The sequence below is a fragment of the Pseudokineococcus lusitanus genome (assembly GCF_003751265.1).
Taxonomy (GTDB): domain Bacteria; phylum Actinomycetota; class Actinomycetes; order Actinomycetales; family Quadrisphaeraceae; genus Pseudokineococcus; species Pseudokineococcus lusitanus.
The window spans coordinates 196,990-214,306 of sequence record NZ_RJKN01000006.1 but is presented as its reverse complement, the minus strand read 5'-3'; the positions used below and the strand labels follow the sequence as shown (position 1 = coordinate 214,306).

The 17,317-nt window shown below is 78.5% G+C and carries 15 protein-coding genes and 1 tRNA gene; 7 read left to right on the top strand and 9 right to left on the bottom strand.

Translation table 11 applies throughout. The annotated features are described in order from the left end of the window. Positions 1–3 precede the first annotated feature (3 nt). Positions 4–498, bottom strand: a complete 495-nt coding sequence (locus EDC03_RS12485; protein WP_123380568.1) for an FHA domain-containing protein FhaB/FipA — start codon at positions 496–498, stop codon at positions 4–6. Next, a complete protein-coding gene (locus EDC03_RS12480; protein ID WP_123380567.1) occupies positions 495–1,247 on the bottom strand; it encodes an FhaA domain-containing protein in 753 nt (250 codons plus the stop codon). The genes EDC03_RS12485 and EDC03_RS12480 overlap by 4 nt, the downstream gene beginning before the upstream one ends. 265 nt (positions 1,248–1,512) lie before the next feature. Between EDC03_RS12480 and EDC03_RS12475 the strand changes: the two genes are divergently transcribed. Together EDC03_RS12475 and EDC03_RS12470 are read left to right on the top strand one after the other, a co-directional pair. Next, positions 1,513–1,595, top strand: a tRNA-Leu gene (locus EDC03_RS12475). Positions 1,596–1,724: 129 nt separating this feature from the next. Then, a complete protein-coding gene (locus EDC03_RS12470) occupies positions 1,725–3,020 on the top strand; it encodes a PP2C family protein-serine/threonine phosphatase (protein ID WP_123380566.1) in 1,296 nt (431 codons plus the stop codon). Positions 3,021–3,047: 27 nt separating this feature from the next. On the opposite strand, the gene EDC03_RS12465 is transcribed toward EDC03_RS12470, so the two are convergent. Further along, a complete protein-coding gene (locus tag EDC03_RS12465; RefSeq protein ID WP_123380565.1) occupies positions 3,048–5,339 on the bottom strand; it encodes a diguanylate cyclase domain-containing protein in 2,292 nt (763 codons plus the stop codon). A 294-nt stretch (positions 5,340–5,633) separates the two neighbouring features. On the opposite strand from EDC03_RS12465, the gene EDC03_RS12460 reads away from it, so the two are divergent. Genes EDC03_RS12460 through EDC03_RS12450 form a run of 3 tightly spaced genes read left to right on the top strand, consistent with a single transcriptional unit; the run spans position 5,634 to position 9,416 of the window. Continuing rightward, positions 5,634–6,815, top strand: coding sequence for an NAD-dependent epimerase/dehydratase family protein (locus EDC03_RS12460; RefSeq protein ID WP_123380564.1), 1,182 nt, complete (start codon positions 5,634–5,636; stop codon positions 6,813–6,815). A gap of 7 nt (positions 6,816–6,822) precedes the next feature. Beyond that, entirely contained in the window at positions 6,823–7,731 is a 909-nt protein-coding gene (locus tag EDC03_RS12455; RefSeq protein ID WP_123380563.1) for an NAD-dependent epimerase/dehydratase family protein, read from the top strand. Continuing rightward, positions 7,728–9,416 carry a glycosyltransferase family 2 protein gene (locus tag EDC03_RS12450; protein WP_148058080.1) on the top strand — a complete coding sequence of 563 codons (1,689 nt, stop codon included), beginning with the start codon at positions 7,728–7,730 and terminating at the stop codon, positions 9,414–9,416. The genes EDC03_RS12455 and EDC03_RS12450 overlap by 4 nt, the downstream gene beginning before the upstream one ends. Before the next feature lie 9 nt (positions 9,417–9,425). Here EDC03_RS12450 and EDC03_RS12445 read toward each other — a convergent pair whose 3' ends face one another. From EDC03_RS12445 to EDC03_RS12435, 3 genes are all read right to left on the bottom strand, one after another. After that, positions 9,426–9,683, bottom strand: coding sequence for a hypothetical protein (locus tag EDC03_RS12445; RefSeq protein ID WP_123380561.1), 258 nt, complete (start codon positions 9,681–9,683; stop codon positions 9,426–9,428). A 26-nt stretch (positions 9,684–9,709) separates the two neighbouring features. Beyond that, complete coding sequence (locus tag EDC03_RS12440; protein WP_199720219.1) at positions 9,710–10,651, bottom strand: alpha/beta fold hydrolase; 942 nt, start codon at positions 10,649–10,651, stop codon at positions 9,710–9,712. 64 nt (positions 10,652–10,715) lie between these two features. Continuing rightward, positions 10,716–11,636 (bottom strand): alpha/beta fold hydrolase, encoded by a 921-nt coding sequence (locus tag EDC03_RS12435; RefSeq protein ID WP_148058079.1) that lies wholly within the window; start codon positions 11,634–11,636, stop codon positions 10,716–10,718. A gap of 69 nt (positions 11,637–11,705) precedes the next feature. On the opposite strand from EDC03_RS12435, the gene EDC03_RS12430 reads away from it, so the two are divergent. Continuing rightward, on the top strand, positions 11,706–13,184 hold the full coding sequence (locus EDC03_RS12430) for a hypothetical protein (RefSeq protein WP_123380559.1): 1,479 nt from the start codon (positions 11,706–11,708) through the stop codon (positions 13,182–13,184). A gap of 3 nt (positions 13,185–13,187) precedes the next feature. On the opposite strand, the gene EDC03_RS12425 is transcribed toward EDC03_RS12430, so the two are convergent. From EDC03_RS12425 to EDC03_RS17640, 3 genes are all read right to left on the bottom strand, one after another. Continuing rightward, positions 13,188–13,949, bottom strand: coding sequence for a class I SAM-dependent methyltransferase (locus EDC03_RS12425; protein WP_123380558.1), 762 nt, complete (start codon positions 13,947–13,949; stop codon positions 13,188–13,190). Next, a complete protein-coding gene (locus tag EDC03_RS12420) occupies positions 13,946–14,446 on the bottom strand; it encodes a GtrA family protein (protein ID WP_123380557.1) in 501 nt (166 codons plus the stop codon). Before EDC03_RS12420 ends, EDC03_RS12425 begins: the two co-directional genes overlap by 4 nt. A gap of 81 nt (positions 14,447–14,527) precedes the next feature. Beyond that, positions 14,528–14,872, bottom strand: coding sequence for a DoxX family protein (locus EDC03_RS17640; protein WP_158674289.1), 345 nt, complete (start codon positions 14,870–14,872; stop codon positions 14,528–14,530). A gap of 203 nt (positions 14,873–15,075) precedes the next feature. Between EDC03_RS17640 and EDC03_RS12410 the strand changes: the two genes are divergently transcribed. After that, positions 15,076–17,169, top strand: a complete 2,094-nt coding sequence (locus EDC03_RS12410; RefSeq protein WP_148058078.1) for a DUF6077 domain-containing protein — start codon at positions 15,076–15,078, stop codon at positions 17,167–17,169. Positions 17,170–17,317 lie beyond the last annotated feature (148 nt).

Here is a 17,317-nt window from a genome sequence, read left to right as displayed (position 1 = left end):
CTCCTAGCGCTGCAGCTCGAGGAGGGTGCCGCCGATGCGCAGGCGCGAGCCGGCCCGCACGGGGGCGGGCTGGCCGAGCGGCTGCCCGTCGAGCAGCGTGCCGTTCGTCGAGCCGAGGTCCTCGACGTACCAGCGCCCGTCCTGGGGGAAAAGGCGGGCGTGCCGGCCGGAGGCGTACTGGTCCTCGACGACGAGCGAGCAGTCGGGCGAGCGGCCCAGCAGCACCGTGCCCGTCCCGAGCGCGAGGGTCGTGCCGCGCAGCGGCCCCTCGACGACGGCGACGCGGCGGGGGGCGTCGCGGTCCTCGGCCGGGGCGGCGGGCGCGGCGTCCCGCTCGCGGCGGGCGCGGCCGCGCCGCGGGGCGTCGTCGCCGGTGGGCCGGGCGACGACGCGGGTCCCGAAGACGTCGCGGCGGAGCACGCCGACGACCGAGAGCACGAGCACCCACAGGAGCACGAGCATCCCGAGGCGCAGGACCGTGAAGGTGAGCTCGCTCACCGCGCGGGCCCGCCGAGGTCGTGGGCGCCCGTCTCGTCGACGGCGCCCGTGCGGCCGCGGCTGCGGTCGCGGCTGGAGAAGGTGATGCGGGTCCGGCCCACCGTGACGGTGCTGCCGTCGACGAGGACGGCCTGCTCCACGCGGCGGCCGTCGACGAAGGTCCCGTTGGTCGAGCCGAGGTCGCGGACGGTGGCCCGCCCGCCGGTGACCCGGACCTCGACGTGCCGGCGGGAGACGCCCGGGTCGTCGACGACGACGTCCGCCTCGCCGCCGCGGCCCACGACGGTCGTCGTGCCGGTCAGCTGGTAGCGGCTGCCGTCGACGTCGAGCACGGGGTGCTCGGGCGTGGCCGCCGCCGCGGTGGCCGGGGCGATCGACCCCTTCACCCGGGCGCTGCGCACGCGGAAGACGCCGGTGTCGAGGTCCTCGTCGCGCTCGAAGGCGACGGAGACCGGGCCGAGGAAGGCGTAGCGCTGCTGACGGGCGTGCTCGGTGACGGCGTCGGCCAGCTCCTCGGACAGCGTCTCGTCCCAGCTCTGCACCTTGTCGTGGTCCCCGGGGCCCAGGGCGATGGTGAAGGCGTTGGGGACGAGCGTGCGGTCGCGGCTGATGACCTGGGCGGACGTGTCCGTCTCCCGGCGCAGCGCGCTCGCCAGCTCGACGGGCTGCACCTCGCTCTTGAAGACCTTGGCGAAGGCGCCGTTGACGGCGCGCTCCACGCGGCGCTCGAAGCGGTCGAGGACCCCCATGCCGGCTGCCCCCTCCCTGCGTCGGTGGTCGATCGGTACGGGTCGGTCGTGCGGCGCACCGGGGCGGCCCGGCAGCCAGGTCGCCGTCACCCTAGCCACGACGGCCCCGGGTGCCCGGCGGGCGACGCCGGGACGCGCCCGTCCGGGCCCCTCCCGTACCGCTCTGGTGCCCCTCGCGGGCCCCTCCGCGCCCCCGCCGGCGGCCCCGCCCCGCCCGCTCGGCGGCGGGGTGGACCCCTGCTGCGTGCTAGCGTCTTCCCTGCTCGCGCGAGTGGCGGAATGGCAGACGCGCACGGTTCAGGTCCGTGTGCCCGAAAGGGCGTGGGGGTTCGACTCCCCCTTCGCGCACCGAGAGCAGCAGCCCCGGGCCCGGTGGGTCCGGGGCTGCTCTGCTCCCACGGGTGGGCCGCCCGCGTCGTCGCTGCGGCGCCCGGGGGCCGCGGGTAGCGTCGAGACCACGGCGAGCCGAGGAGAGCCATGACGAGCACGAGCCCGGCCGCCCCCGGCGCACGCGCGGACGACGCACGGGCGGTCGACGCGGGGGCGCTCGACGCACGGGCCGACGTGCCCGGCAGCTCGGCGGACGGCACGCCCGTGGCCCTCCTCGTCCAGGCGCTGGAGTCCGTGGACCAGGCGGTCTGCATCGCCGACATGCGGCTGCCGGACGAGCCCCTCGTCTACGTGAACCCGGCCTTCACCACCGCGACGGGCTTCACACCGGCCGACGCCCTCGGCCGCAACTGCCGCTTCCTCCAGGACGGCCTCGACGTCGGCGACGCCCCCCGGCGCATCCGCGAGCTGCTGCGGGAGGGGCGCTCCGGCGTCGTCACGCTGCCCAACGCCCGGGCCGACGGCGAGGTCTACCTCAACGAGCTGTCGCTCTCGCCGCTGCGGGACTCGGGCGGCGTCGTCACCCACTACGTCGCCGTCCAGCGCGACCTCACCGCGCAGCAGCGGGCCGAGGGGGCGCGCGACGTCCTGCGGCGCGAGCAGGCCGAGCTGGCCGAGCAGCTGCAGCGCACCCTCGTCCCGTCCTCGCTGCCCGAGGTGGTGGGCTGGAGCACCGCGGTGCGGTACGCGCCCGCCAGCCGCGAGGACGGCTCGCGCGGCGAGGTCAGCGGCGACGTCTACGACCTCCTGCCCCGCCCGGGCGGGGGCTGGTACGCGTTCATCGGCGACGTCTCCGGGCGCGGCCCCCGCGCCGCGGCCTCGACCGGCGTCCTGCGGTGGACGGTGCGCGGGGTCGCGACGACGGCGGCGCGCCCCTCGACCCTCCTCGTCGAGACCGCGGGCGCCATCGGCGACGCGCTGTCCGGCCGCTTCGCCACCCTCGCGGTCGCCGGCCTGCCCGGCGCCGAGGGCGGACGCCACCTGCCCGTGGCGTCCGAGGACGTCGTCGTGGCGCTCGCGGGCCACCCGCGCCCCGTGCTGCTGCCGGCGGACGGCCCCGCGCGGCTCGTCGGCCGGCCGGGCACGCTGCTCGGGGTGCTGCGGGACGTCGTCGTCCACGACGTCCCCGTGCCCGTCGGCCCCGGCGACCAGCTCGTCCTCTACACGGACGGCGTCACGGAGGCCATGAGCACGGACCGGCGGATGCTCGGGGAGGCAGGCCTCCTCGCGGCGCTCGACGCGCTGGCGCCCGCCGAGCGCACCGGCCCGGGGGCCGCGGGCCGCACGGCCGACGCCGTCCTCGCCGCCGTGGACGCGCACACCGGGCAGGGGTCCACCGACGACCTCACCCTGCTCGTCGTCGCGCGCGACGCCACGGGCTGACGCGGCCCCGCGGGCGCGCTCCCCGGCTCAGCCGGCGAGGGCCTCCGGCACCGGGCCCGTCGCGACGTCGACGGGAGGCAGCGGCGCGACCGTCGCGTCGGCCGGCACCCACCGGTCGCCGCCCGCCCGCTTGGCGGCGTACATCGCCCGGTCGGCCCGGCGCAGCAGCCCGGCGGCGTCGTCGTCGGGGCCCGCCAGGGCGGTGCCGGCGCTGGCCGTCACGCGGTGGCGTCGCGCGGGCGGCGCGTAGGGGGCGCCGAGGACGTCGACGACGCGGGAGGCCACGAGCGCGAGGTCGTCCTCGCCGCCGAGGCCCGGGCAGACGACGACGAGCTCGTCGCCGCCGATCCGGGCGACGGTGTCGCCGGGGCGGACGACGCCGGTGAGCCGTGCGGCGACGTCGCGCAGCAGCGCGTCGCCGACGTGGTGGCCCTCGGCGTCGTTGACGGCCTTGAAGCCGTCGAGGTCGACGTAGACGACGCCCAGCCGGCCGCCCGCTGCGGCGGGGCCCACGGCCTCCTCCTGCCGCGCCCGGAGCGCGTCGCGCAGCCGCTCGGCGAGCAGGACGCGGTTGGGCAGGCCGGTCAGCGCGTCGTGGTGGGCGCGGTGGGCCAGGAGCTCCTCGGACGCGCGGGAGGCGGTGACGTCCTCGAGGAGGAGCAGCGCCTCGCGGCGGCCGTCCGGCTGCTCGACGACGGACGCGGCGCAGCGCGCGTGGACCGGGCCGCGCGGGGAGCGCAGCCGCAGCTCGAGGCGACGCACCTCGTGGCCCTCGGCCATCTCGGCGAGCGCGGCGGCGAGGACGGGGCGGTCGGTCGGCTCGGCGACCTCGGCGACGTCGACGCCGACGAGGTCGGTGCGGCCGAGCAGCCGGTCGAGCGCGGGGTTGGTGCGGCGCACGGTGCAGGGGCCGTCGCCGAGCGGGAGGACGAGCAGGCCGAGCGGCGAGGACTCCAGCGCGCGGCGGAACAGCCGCTCGCTCTCGGCGAGCCGCGCGGTGGCGCGCCGCTCGGCGGTGACGTCGTGGAAGGTCGCGACGGCGCCGCGGCCGCCCGGGAGCGGGGAGGCGCTGATGACGAGGCGGGAGCGCCCGCCGTCGGCGCGGCGCACGACCAGCTCCAGCTCCGTCGTCGCCACCCCCTGCAGGGCGCGGTGGATCGGCCGCTCCTCGGGGCGGAGGGACCGGCCGTCGAGGTCCTGGAGGTGGAAGGCGCTGACGCGCAGGCACGCGGTGGAGTCGGGCAGGACGCCGAGCAGGCGCCGCGCGGCGGCGTTCTCGAGCACGACGCGCCCGGCGGGGTCGACGACCATGACGCCCTCGGAGGCGCTCCCGACCACGGCCGAGAGCATCTCGGCGTGCTGCGCGGAGGAGCGGCGCGAGCGCTCGGCGGCCTCGACGGCCCGGGCGGCGCCGTCGCGGTGCAGCGCCAGCGCGAGCACGACCACGACGAGGGCCGCCACGAGGAGCTGCGTCGTGACCTCGCGGCCGACCGGGTCGAGGCCGGCGAGGGGGCCGTGACCGGTCGTCGTCAGCGCGACGAGGACGACGCCGTTGCCGAGCGCCACCAGCGCGCCCCACGTCGTCGGCAGGCGCAGCCCCGCCCAGACCGAGAGGGGCAGGACGGTCAGCGCGGCGAGGGACATGGTGGTGGACGTGGCGGCGACCGCGTGCGCGACGCCGAGCAGGCCGACGAGGACGAGCCCCTCGGCCGCCCTCAGCGTCGGCAGCGCGCGGAGGGCCGCGGGGCGCTCGACGGGTCGGCCGGCGCGGGCCCGGCGGTACCGGACGACGGAGGCGTGCACGCGCAGGCCGACGGCGAGCACGAGCAACGAGCCCAGGGCCGGCCGCGTCAGCCACGAGGTGGCGAAGGCCGGCACCTCGGTGGAGGCGGCGCGGACGAGGCCGGGCCCGACGAGGGAGGAGACGAGACCGCCCGCCGCGGCGGCGAGGACGAGGGCGAGGAGGTCGCCGGGGCGCCCGAGCTCGCGGCGCCCGCCGGTGAGCCGGTCGAGGACGGCGGCCGTGACGACCGCGGACAGCAGCACGACGACGCCGGCGAGCAGCCCGTACCCGGGACCGCGGCCCGCCACGGCGTGGAGGAGGACGAGGGTGGTGACGACGAGGCCGCCGGCGAGGACGACCTCGCGGGGCCGGCGCCAGCTCCACAGCAGCCACAGGGCGGCGGCGCCCGTGGAGGGCCACAGGAGGGTCGCGAGGGCGGGGTGCAGGACGGCGGCGGTCGCCACGGCGGCGAAGCCGGCGGCCGCGCCGGCGGTCGCCGTCGCGCGGCCGGTGGTGCGGCGTGCGTCCGTGGTCATCCGGTCCCGTCCTCTGCCGATCCTCTGCCGTTCCTCTGCCGTGCCCGTGCCGTCCCCGTGCCGCCCTGAGGGCTGCACGGGTCCCCCGCGGAGGACATCGGCACGTCGGGCCCCGTCCTTGAGCGGCGGTCCGCGACGTCGCGCGGACGCCCGCACGGCCGCCCCCGTCGGCCCCGTCGCGGCGCGCCCGTGCGGGCGACCTCGCGGCGACGACCGCACCGTTACGGTCGGCGCAGGCGTCCGCCCGCCCGGGCGCGCCGGTGCTCGCGGGCACGGCCCGCAGGGAGGACGACGATGCGCATCCTGGTGCTGGGGGGCGACGGCTACCTGGGGTGGCCGACGGCCATGTACCTGTCGGCCCACGGCCACGAGGTCGGGGTGCTCGACAACGGGCTGCGCCGCCAGTACGACCACGAGCTCGGGGCCGGCAGCCTCGTGCCGATCGAGTCGATGGCCACCCGCGTCCGCGCCTGGCGCGAGGTCAGCGGCCACGCGCTCCGCTCGTACACGGTCGACCTCTGCGACGCCGACGCGCTCTACGCGGCGCTGCGGGACTTCCGCCCCGAGGCGGTCGTCCACTTCGCGGAGCAGCGCGCGGCGCCCTACTCGATGATCGACCGCAAGCACGCGGTCCACACGCAGGTCAACAACGTCGTCGGCACGCTCAACCTCATGTACGCGATCGGCGAGCTCGACCGCGACGTCCACGTCGTCAAGCTCGGGACGATGGGCGAGTACGGCCAGCCCAACATCGACATCGAGGAGGGCTGGCTCGAGGTCACGCACAAGGGCCGGACCGACCGGATGATGTTCCCCAAGAAGCCCGGCAGCTTCTACCACCTGTCCAAGGTGCACGACTCGCACAACCTCGAGTTCGGCTGCCGCATCTGGGGCCTGCGCGTCACCGACCTCAACCAGGGCGTCGTCTACGGGCAGGAGACGCCGGAGACGGCGCTCGACCCGCGCCTCGCGACCCGGCTCGACTACGACTCCGTCTTCGGCACGGTCATCAACCGCTTCGCCATCCAGGCGGTGCTGGGCCAGCCGCTCACCGTCTACGGCGGCGGGTCGCAGACGCGCGCCACCATCGACATCCGCGACACGGTCGAGTGCGTGCGCCTGGCGTGCGAGAACCCCGCCGACCGCGGCGAGTTCCGCGTCTTCAACCAGGCGACGGAGAAGTTCTCCCTCACGGAGATGGCCGACGTCGTCGCCCGCGCCTACCCCGGCACGGCGGAGGTCGTGAAGGTCGACAACCCGCGCGTGGAGATCGAGGACCACTACTACGCCTTCACGCACACGGCGCTGGAGTCCCTCGGCCTGCAGCCGCACCTGCTCTCGGAGACGCTCCTGACGTCGATGTTCGCGGTGATCCGCGAGAACGAGCACCGGGTCGACCTCGAGGCCATGCGCCCGGTCGTCGACTGGCGCCGCGCCGCCAACCAGGCGCCGGCGCTGCGGCTGTCCGGCTCGTGAGCAGCTCGTGAGCAGCAGGGTCCTCGTCACCGGCGTCAACGGCTTCGTCGGCCGGCACGTCGCGGCGGCGCTGCGCGGGCTGGGCGCCGAGGTCGTCGGCGTCGACCGCACCGCCCACCCCGACGTCCCCACGGTCGTCGGCGACCTCACCGACGCCGCGGTCCGCGACGCCGCGGTGACGGCGGACGTCGACGCGGTCGTCCACCTCGCGGCCGTCACGTCGGTGCTCGGCTCCGTCGAGCGGCCCGCCGCGACGACGGCGCTCAACGTCGTCGCGACGGCCGGGCTCCTCGAGCTCTGCCGCGAGCGGGGCGTCGGGGCCTTCGTCCTCGCCTCGACCAACGCCGTCGTGGGCGACGTCGGCGCCGGGGTCGACGGGCGCGGCACCATCACCGAGGAGCTGCCCCTGCGGCCGCTCACGCCCTACGGCGCCACGAAGGCCGCCGGCGAGATGCTGCTCTCCGGCTACGCGGGCGCCTTCGGCCTGCGCGCCCCCGCGGTCCGGCTCACCAACGTCTACGGGCCGGGCATGCGGGCCAAGGACTCCTTCGTGCCCCGCCTGCTGCGCGCGGCCGCGGCCGGGGAGGGCGTCGTCGTCTACGGCGACGGCGAGCAGCGGCGCGACCTCGTCCACGTCTCCGACGCCGCCCGCGGCCTCGCGCAGGCCGCGCTCGGCTGGCCGAGCGGCCCGACGATCGTCGGCGGCGCCACCTCGTACACGGTCAACGAGATGGTGGCGGCGGCCCGCGAGGCCACGGGCGCCGCGATCCCCGTCGAGCACCAGCCGGCCCGACCGGGCGAGATGCCCGCCGTCGTCGTCGACGTCGCCCGGGCCCGCTCGCTGGGGTACGCGCCGACGACGTCGCTCGCCGCGGGCATGGCGTCGGCGTGGCCGGACTTCCGCCCGGCCCCGTGAGCTCGCCCGGCCGTCACGCCGCCGTCCCCCCGGCGCCCCCCGGGGAGGGGGAGCGCCCCGGTGCCGCCCCGCGCGGGCCCGGCGGCTCGACGGCGCAGGGGCTCACCGGCCTCCTGACGGGATGGCTGCCCCTCGCGGGCGTCCTCGTCGCCGGCGCGCTCGCGCGGCTGCTCGACCCCGCCGACCCCGCCGGTGCGGGCGGGCCCACCGGGGCGCCCGCCGGCCTCACGACCGCCGCCGAGACGGCCGCCGCCCTCGTGGCCGCGGCCGCCGTCGGCCTCCTCGTCCGCCGCTGGGGCGGCTGGGGCTGGCTCGCCGCGCTCGCCGCCGCGCCCGCCGCGCTCGGCCCGGCCCAGCTCGCCGCCGCCGGGCGGGGCGCGCTCGAGCCGGTGCTCGTCGCCCTCGTCGCGCTCGGCCTCCTGGCCGTCCTCTGGCGCGCCGCCTCGGGCGTCGTCGCCGCGCTCGTCGGGCTCGTCTGCGCGGCCGGCTCCTCGCTCGCCGTCCTCGCCGCGTCGGCGGGCGCCCCGGACGACGGAGCCCTGGGCGTCCTCGCGCCGCTGGCCGGCGAGCCGCTCGTCGGCGGCCAGGGCCCGGACGGGCTGCTCGGCGCGCTGGCGCCGTCGGCCGTCGAGACCGGCGCGGTGCTCGTGGCGCTCGTCCTCGCGCTCGCCGCCGTCCTCGGCCTCGGGCGGGCGCGGCCGTCCCGCAGCCGCGGCGCCGTGGCGACGACGGCGGTCGTCCCGCTGCTGCTCGCCGTCGCACCGCTGCTCGTCGAGGGGCTCACGCCCGCCGCGGCGCTGCCGGCCCTCGCCGTCGTGCCCGCCGCGGGCGCGCTGGCCGTGACGGCGCTGCTGCGCGGCCGGCGCGGCCGCCGCGCGGGACCCGTCCCCGCCGACGACGTCGACCGCGCCGCCGTCGCCGACCTCCACGCCCGCGTCGGGGTGCCGGCGCTCGCGCCCGTCGTCGTGGCCGTCGCGGCGTACGACGAGGAGGGCGGGATCGGCGCCGTGCTCGACCGCATGCCCACCGAGCTGTGCGGCCTGCCCGTCGACGTCCTCGTCGTCGACGACGGCAGCGCCGACGGCACGGCCGCCGTCGTGGCCGCGCACCCGCGGGCGCTCTCCGTCGCCTGCCCCGTCAACCGCGGGCAGGGCGCCGCGCTGCGCCTGGCCTACCGGGTGGCCCGCGAGCACGGCGCCCGCCTGGTCGTCACGACGGACGCCGACGGCCAGTACGACGTCGCGGACATGCCCGCCGTCCTCGGGCCCGTCGTCCGCGGGGAGGCCGACTTCGTCACCGGCTCGCGGCTGCTCGGCCGCCAGGAGACCCGCGACCGGGTGCGGCGCACGGGCGTCCACGTCTTCGCGGGCGTCGTCACCCTCCTCACGGGGCACCGGACGACGGACACGTCCTTCGGGCTCCGCGCCATGCGGGCGGACCTCACGGGGGTCGTCACGCTGCGGCAGCCGCAGTACCAGTCCTCCGAGCTGCTCCTCGGCGCGCACGCGCACGGCTACCGCGTGGCCGAGGTGCCGGCCTCGATGGCCGTGCGGGCCGCCGGCAGCAGCAAGAAGGGGAAGAACCTCGTCTACGGCTCGCGGTACGCGCGGGTGGTCCTCGGCACCGCCTGGCGCGAGGGGCTCCCGGCGCCCGTCACCGAGGTGGCGCCGGCGCTGCGTCCGTAGGCATCGTCCCTAGGCGTCCTCGCTGCCGGAGTCGCCCTGGCTCCGGCGGGCCCGTCCGGCCACGAGCATGACGGCGGCCGCGCCGATCGAGCCGAAGCCGAGGAGCCGCAGGACGCCGTTCGCCGTCGCCCGCAGCGCCTCGTCGTCGGTGAGGGCGCGGGGCAGGTAGGCCCCCGCGACGAGCAGCGCCGCGCCGACGAGGACGAGGAGCACCGCCGCGACGAGGTGCGGCGACGGTCCGGCCGGGCGGCGGGGCGGGGTGCTCACCGGCCGACCGTAGCGACGGCGGGACGTCAGCCGGACGTGCCGCCCCCCGCCGCGTCGACGGCGTCGAGGTGCGCCGCGACGGCGTCGCCGAGGGGTCCCAGCACCGCGGCGGGCAGGGCGTGGCCCATGCCGGGGACGGTGACGAGGCGCGCGCCGCCGGTCGCGGCGCCGACGGCCCGGGCCAGCAGCGCCGCGCTGGGCGGCGGGTACGCGGGGTCCTCGGGCGCCTCGACGACGAGGGTCGGCGTCGTGACGGCGGCCAGCTCCGCGCCCCGGGCGAGGCCGTCGGTGCCGGCCCGGGCGTGCGCCGTGGCCGAGGACGCGTCGGCCGGGCCGCCGTGCGCGACGACGCGGGCCTCCAGCGCCTCGACCTCGGCGCGCGGGAAGGGGACGCCGCCGCCCGCGAGCGCCTGCCAGTGCTCGACCCGGAAGGTGAGCTCCGCGGCGGCGTCGCGCTCCTCGCCGAGGCGCCCCCACAGCGCGAGCAGCTCCGGCGACGGCCCGGGCGGCGTGGTGCCGGGCGGCACGAGGTCCTCGGGCACGGGGGCGCCGGCGAGGGGCCCGGTGCAGAAGAGGGTCGCCGAGAGGAGCCGGTCGGGGTGGTCGAGCAGGAGCAGCTGCGCGAGCAGCCCGCCCATCGACATGCCGACGACGTGCGCCCGGTCCGCGCCGACCGCGTCGAGGACCCGCACGGCGTCCTCCGCGAGGTCCGTCAGCGCGTAAGGGGCGACGTCCATGGCCGCGCTCGAGCGGCCGGTGTCCCGGTGGTCCCAGACGACGACGCGGTGCTGCCGGCCGAGCCGCTCCACGAGGGCGTCCGGCCAGACGACGCCGCTCGAGGCGGCGCCCATGACGAGGAGCACGGGGCTGCCGCCGGGGTCGCCGCTCGTCCGGGCCCAGAGGCGGACGCCGTCGGCGACGTCGACGAGGTGCTCCACGGCTCCGGGCAGGGCGGGGGTCGTCGGCATGCCCGCACCCTGGGCGACGTCCGGGGCGTCGCGCCAGCCCTTTCCGGCGGGGAGGTCCGCGGCGTCAGCCCCCGGCGAGCAGGCGCACCACCGCGGCGACCGGTGCCGGGTCGAGCAGGAGCGTCACGTGGTTGGCCGTGACGCGCTCCGTCGTCAGCCGGGGCAGCTCGCCCCGCGCCGTCGCGAGCGCCGCGTCAGAGAGGAAGGGGTCGCGGCCGTCGTCGGCGCCCCGCGTCGCCGCCAGCAGGTGCACGGGCACGTCCGTCGTCGGGGGCTGCGTGAGCAGCGGCAGCCGGGAGGGACCGGCGAGCGTGTCGACGGCGTCGGCGACCAGCCGGCGGCGGTCGAGCGGCAGGCGCAGCGCCCCGTCGGGCCCGGTGAGCGCCTCCGCGGTCCACGTGCGGACGGCCGGGCGCAGGTCCGTGCGGACCGCCACGGCCCGTCCGTCGGTGGCGCGGACCGCCGCGTCGACGTCGGGCCACGTGCGGGCGAGCCGGCGCGCCTGGACGGTGAAGAGGGCGCGCACGGCCAGCGGGTGCAGCAGCGGCGACGGCTCCGGCGCCGCCCCGCCGTCGAGGAGGACGACGCCCGCGGCCCGCCCGCCGAGGCGCGCCGCGACGAGCGGGGCGAGGAACGCGCCCATCGAGTGCCCGACGACGACGACGCGGGTCGCCCCGAGGTCGCCCGCGGCCGCGACCACCCGCTCGGCCAGCCCGCCCAGCCCGGGCGCGGCGGGGACGGCGACGGACCGCCCGCGGCCGGGCAGGTCCGGGGCGACGACGACGGCCCCCGGCGCCGCGCGCAGGACCGCGCCGGCCAGGCCGTCCCAGACGTCGCCGGTGCTCGTGAGGCCGTGGAGCGCGACGACGGCGGTGCCCGACCCCGGCCCCGTGCCCGTCCCGCCCCACGTCCGCACGGCCAGGCCGGCGCGGCGGCCCCGACGCGGCGCGTCGTCGCCCGGTCGGTCCGCCGCAGGGCTCGTCATGCCCGGCACGCTAGCCGCGGGGTGCCCCCGGGCCGTGACGTCGGGCCCGCGATGCAGCACCCTGGGCCCGTGACGACGACCGCGCCGCGCTCCCCGGCGGCGTCGTCGCCCCGTCCGGACGGGCGCACCCCGCGCTCGGCCCGCCTGCGCGCGCTCGCGGCGGACCACGCGCCCTTCCTCGGCGCGCTCGCCCTCGGCGTCGTCGTCCGGCTCGTCGTCCTCGCGGCCTTCCCGCCGGCGATCATGGTCAGCGACGCCCCGTCGTACCTGCGCTTCGTCGGCGACACGACGCCGAGCGTCGAGCGGCCCGACGGCTACGGCCTCTTCTTCCTCCTGCCGCTGTCGCTCGTCCGCGACGACGTCGCCCTCTTCGTCGGCGTCCAGCACGTCCTCGGGCTCGCCGCCGCGACGGGCCTCTACGCCGTCCTCCGCCGGTGGGGCGTCGGGCGCTGGTGGGCGGCGGTCGCCGTCCTGCCGCTGCTGCTCGACGCGATGCTGCTCGTCCTCGAGCACGGCCCGCTCAGCGACGCCTTCTTCGTCCACCTGCTCGTCCTCGCGATGGTGCTCCTCGGCTGGCGGCGCCGGCCGACGCCGGGGGTCGCGCTCGCGGCCGGGCTCGTCATGGGCGCCTCGGTGCTCGTGCGGCAGGTGGGCACGCCGCTCGTCCTCGCCGGCGTCGTCTTCTGCCTCCTCGCGGGGGCCGGGCTGCGCGGGCGGGTGCTGCCCGCGGCGCTGCTCGTCGTCGGCTTCGTCCTGCCCGTCGGCGCCTACGCCGCCTGGTACCACTCGACGTGGGGCACCTACGCGCTGTCCGGCATCGGCGGGACGTCGGCGTACATGCGGACGACGACCTTCGTCGACTGCGACCTGCTCGACCTCGAGCCGTACGCCGAGGTGCTCTGCCCGCCGGAGCCCGTGGGCGAGCGCCGCGACCCCACCGACTACGGCTGGTACGAGATCGGCGTGGGCGCGACGGCGCTCGAGCTGCCGCCAGGGGTGGCGCGCGACGACGTCCTGCGCGACTTCGCCCGGCAGGCGATCAGCGCCCAGCCGGGCGACTACGTGCGGACGGTGCTGCGCGACGTCGCGCTCGGGTTCGACCCGTACCGGGTGGACCGCTACGAGTACAGCACCGCCTTCAAGTGGCAGTTCGTCTCGTACGTCGACCGCACGCCGACGCCGTGGACGGAGCCCGGGTTCGCCGAGCACGGCGGCGTGCAGCAGCAGACGCACCAGCCGTGGGCCGACCTCCTCGTCGCCTACGAGCGGGTGGTCTACGTCGGGGGACCGCTCGTCCTGCTCTCGCTCGTCCTCGGCGTCGTCGGGGCGGTGCACCGCCGGGCGGGCCCGGCGCGCCCGTACGTGCTGCTGCTCGTCCTCTGCGGCTTCGGCCTGTCGGTGCTGCCCGACCTCACGACCCAGTTCGTCTGGCGCTACCAACTGCCGGCCGTCGTGCTCCTGCCCGTCGCGGCGGTGCTGGGCGTGTCGGCGGTGCGGCGGGGGCGGCGGGGTGCCGGGGCGGGCGTCGTCGCACCGGGCGACGCCTGAGCCTCAGCGTGCCGCGGCCTCCGGCGGCACGGTGGCGACGCCGAGGACCGACTGCCCGAACGGCGGCGTGACGACCTTCTCCAGCAGCCGCGTGACGGGCACGACGACGCCGTCGTAGACCGCCACGAGCGCCGGCTTCGGGGACCCCACGCCGCCACGGCGCACGGCCGCCCACCAGGCGATCCCGCCGAGCAGGTTGACCGGCCTCACCACGCGCGGCGTCAGCCCGGCGCCCTCGAAGGCTGCGCGCAGCGTCGCGGGCGTGTAGCGGCGGACGTGGCCGACGCGGCGGTCGAAGTCGCCGTAGAGCTGCATGTAGCCGGGGACGAACATGACGACGGTCCCGCCGGGCTCGACGAGCCGCGCGAGCCGGCGCAGCGCGCCCGCGTCGTCCTCGAGGTGCTCGAGGACGTTGGACGCGAGCACGGTCTGCACGGGGGCACCGAGGTCGGGCAGGTCGCCGTCGAGGTCGAGCCGCCGGGCCTCCACCTCGGGGCGGTCGGCGAAGCGCCGGGCGACGTGGGCGACGGCGCCGGGGTCGACGTCGGTGACGACGTGCCGCTCGAGGTCCATGCCCGCGGCGAAGACCTCGGCGAGCTCGCCGAGCCCGGCGCCCACCTCGAGGAGCGACCGGCCGACGTGGGGGCGCATGAGCTCGAGCTGGTACGCCTTGTAGCGGCGCTGCCCGCCGCCCGAGCCCTCCTCGAGCGAGCGGCCGGTGGCCTGGCTGAAGGCGCCGGCGCCGTCGGTCGGGCTGTCCGTCATCGGGTCTCCTGGGTGGGCGGGGGGCCGGGCCGTGCGGGCCCCGTGGGCTGCCCGGTACGGCCGGGCAGGCGGCGGAAGACGAGATGGAGCAGGGCGTACCGCACGAGGGCCATGAGCGCGTAGACGCCGAGGAAGGCGACGTTGACGCCCGCCGTCACGACGCCGCCGGCCGCACCCGCACCCTCGAGGAGGTCCTCGGTGAGCGCGGTCGCGCCCGTCGCGAGCGCGAGGGTGACGAGGACGACGACGACGTACGGCACCACCTCGCGCCGCACGTCCGGCCGGCCGCCGACCCGCCACACCCACGCCCGGTTGAGCAGGTAGTTGGGCACGGCCCCGGCGAGCCAGCCGAGGAGGCTCGCCGCCGTCGTGCCGGCCCCGAGGGCGTAGACGGCGAAGAAGGCCACCGCCGAGCAGACCGTCGCGACGCCCGAGCCGGTGGCGTACCGGACCAGCCGCCCGGCGTGCCGGGCCAGGAGGTCGCGGCGCCCGGGCATGCCGCGAGCGTAGGTGGCGTCCTGCCGGCGGGGTCGCGGCTGCGGGGTCGCGGCCTGAGGGTCGCGGCCGGAGGGTCGCGGCTACAGGGTCGCGGCGAGGACGGCCGTCGTCGCGACCGCGAGGAGCAGCGGCACCGACGCCTGCGCCGGCGACTGCCGCAGCCGCACGTGGGAGACGACGGCGGCGAGGAAGTAGAGCGTCGCCCCGACGGCCGCGGCGAGGCCGATCCCCGGCGCGGCGAGCCCCACGAGCAGACCCAGGGCGCCGACCAGCTCGACCACCGCGAGCACCCAGATCCGCTCGGCAGGCCACCCCACCCCGGTGATCGACGCGACGACGGCCGGGACGCGCACGAGCTTGGCCACGGCGGAGCCGGCCAGGGCGACGGCGAGCAGGAGGGAGAGGACGACGGCGGCGGTCTGCACGGCGTGATCCTGCCGCCGGGCGGTCGGCCGTGGCGGGACGCCGTCGGGGGCCCGGCACCGCGTCGTCGCCGCACGGCACCCGGCACGCGCCCCGGTCGGGGCGTGCCCGGCCGCGGCCCGCCGCGGCGTGGGCCCGGCCGTGACCGGTCGACGGCCGTCCCCGTCCCCGGCCGTGACGCCGCTCCTCACCTACCGTGACGCCCGTGGCGGCAGCGGCGCGGACGGCCCCGTCGCGCGGTCGCGCCCGCCCGCGGCGGGCCGGCGTCGCCGCCGCCGGTGAGGGTGACGACGTCGCCGTCGGCCGCGCCGAGCGCGCCGTCCGGCGGACGCTCGACGGCACCGTCGCCGTCCTCGCCGCATGGACGCCCGCGTACCACCTGTGCCTCGTCCTGGGGTGGCACGCCGAGGTCGCCGTGGCGCTCGCCGCGGCGCTGCTCGTCGTCGCGGTGGTCGTCGGGCGACGCCTCCGCGCGACAGCCGCGCCCGGGCCGGCCCGCGACGTCCGCCCCCCGCGCGCGCACCGCCCGCTGCTGGTCGCCGCGGCGGCGGCCGCCGTGGTCACCGCCGTCCTCGGCGCGGTCGGCGCCCCCTGGACGGCGGTCGCCGTGCTCTGGCTCGTCGCCGCGGCGGCCGGGACGGCGTGGGCGGCGCGCACGCTGCACCCGGCGACGCCACGGGCAGCGTCGGCGGCGCCGGCGGCGTCGCGCCGCCCCGGGGTCGGCCTCGCGCTCGTCGCGGCCGCCGGCCTCGCGGTGCTCGCCGCGACGAGCCGCTGGCCCAACCCGGACGACCTCTACTACGTCAACCTCTCCCAGTGGACCGCCGAGCGGGGCACCTTCCCCCTGCGCGACACGATCTTCGGCGACGAGGTCTTCCCCATGACGAGCTTCCCGCCCGTCGCCTCCTACGACGGCCTCGTCGGGACGGCCGCGCTGCTCGCCGGCGTGCGGGCCGCCGACGTCGTCTACCTCGTCGTCCCGCCGCTGGGGACGGCGCTCGCCGTCCTCGCCCTGCACCGCCTCCTGCGGGCGTGGCGGGTGCCGGCCGTCGGGCTCGCGCTCGTCGTCGCCCTCGCCTTCCTCCTCTGGGACGGCGGCCCCGGCTACGCGGCGCCCGGCAACCTCTTCCTCATCCGGATGTGGCAGGGGAAGGTCCTCCTGCTCTGCCTGCTCGTCCCGCTGCTCCTCGTCGCCCTGCTGCGGCACGCCGCCCGACCGTCGCGGCGGACCGTCGCGGCCCTCGCCGTGGGCGGCACGGCGGCGGTCGGGCTGTCGACGACGGCGATGTTCCTCGTCCCCGTGCTCGCCGTGGGCGGCGTCGCGCCGCTGCTCGTGCGGCGCCGGTGGCGGGCCGCCGCCGGCGGGTTCGTCGCCGCGTCGGCCTACCCGCTGGCCGCGGGCGTCGTCACCGTCGCGGTGGGCGGGCGGTCGGCCGACGACTTCCTCGAGCGGCGGACGTTCCGCTTCGACCCCGGCTGGTTCGGCCCGGAGATCTTCCGCGACGGCACGGTCGCCCTCGTCGGCGTCGCGGCGGTGCTCCTCGGCGCGCTCCTCGTGCCGCACCGGGACGCCCGCCTGACGACCGGCGTCCTCGCGCTCGCCGTCGGCGTGACCTTCGTGCCGGGGGTGACGCTGCTCGTCTACGACGTCGTCGGCCTGGGCCCCACGCTGTGGCGGGTCAGCTGGGTCGCCACCGTCGCGGCGCTCGTCGGCGTCCTGGCCGTGCGGCTCGCCGGGGCGGGGACGCCGGGCGCCCCGCGCGTGCGCCGCGTGGTCGTGCCGGTGGCCCTCGTGGCGGCGCTCGTCGCCGGCGGGCAGCCGATCTGGACGGCGGGCAACCGGGTCGAGCAGGCGTGGCCGCCGACGCTCAAGCGGGGACCGGGCTCGGTCGTCGTCGCGGAGGCGGTGCTGGCGCGGGCGGAGCCGGGCGACGTCGTCCTCCTGCCCGAGCAGGACGCCATCACGACGGCGGTGCTGACGACGCGGGTCAAGACGGTCGCGCCCCGCGACTACTTCCTCGACCAGCTCCGCGACGTGCCCGGGTTCCGCTACGACCAGCGGCTCCTGCTCGTCCGGTTCGCCGACCTCGACGCGCTGCCGGCGGGCACGGACGACGCCGACGTCCTCGCCGCGCTGGCCGACCTGGACGTGCGGCAGGCGTGCCTGCTCCTGCCCTCCGGGAGCGAGGAGGACGCCGACCGCCGCCGGGCGGAGGCGCCGCAGCGGGTCGCCCTCCTCGAGGACGCCGGCTTCGCGGCGACGGCGACGGTCGGCCGGACGGCGTGCTGGGCGCGGTGACGCCACCGCTCGTCGACCCGTGCCCGGGGCACCGGGCGTACCCTCGCCGCGTGCAGATCCCGGTGACGGCGCCCCCGCGGCGCACGGAGGTGGTCGGCGGCCCGTCCGCCGGCAGGAGGTAGCGGCCGCTCCCGGCGCTCGTCCCGCA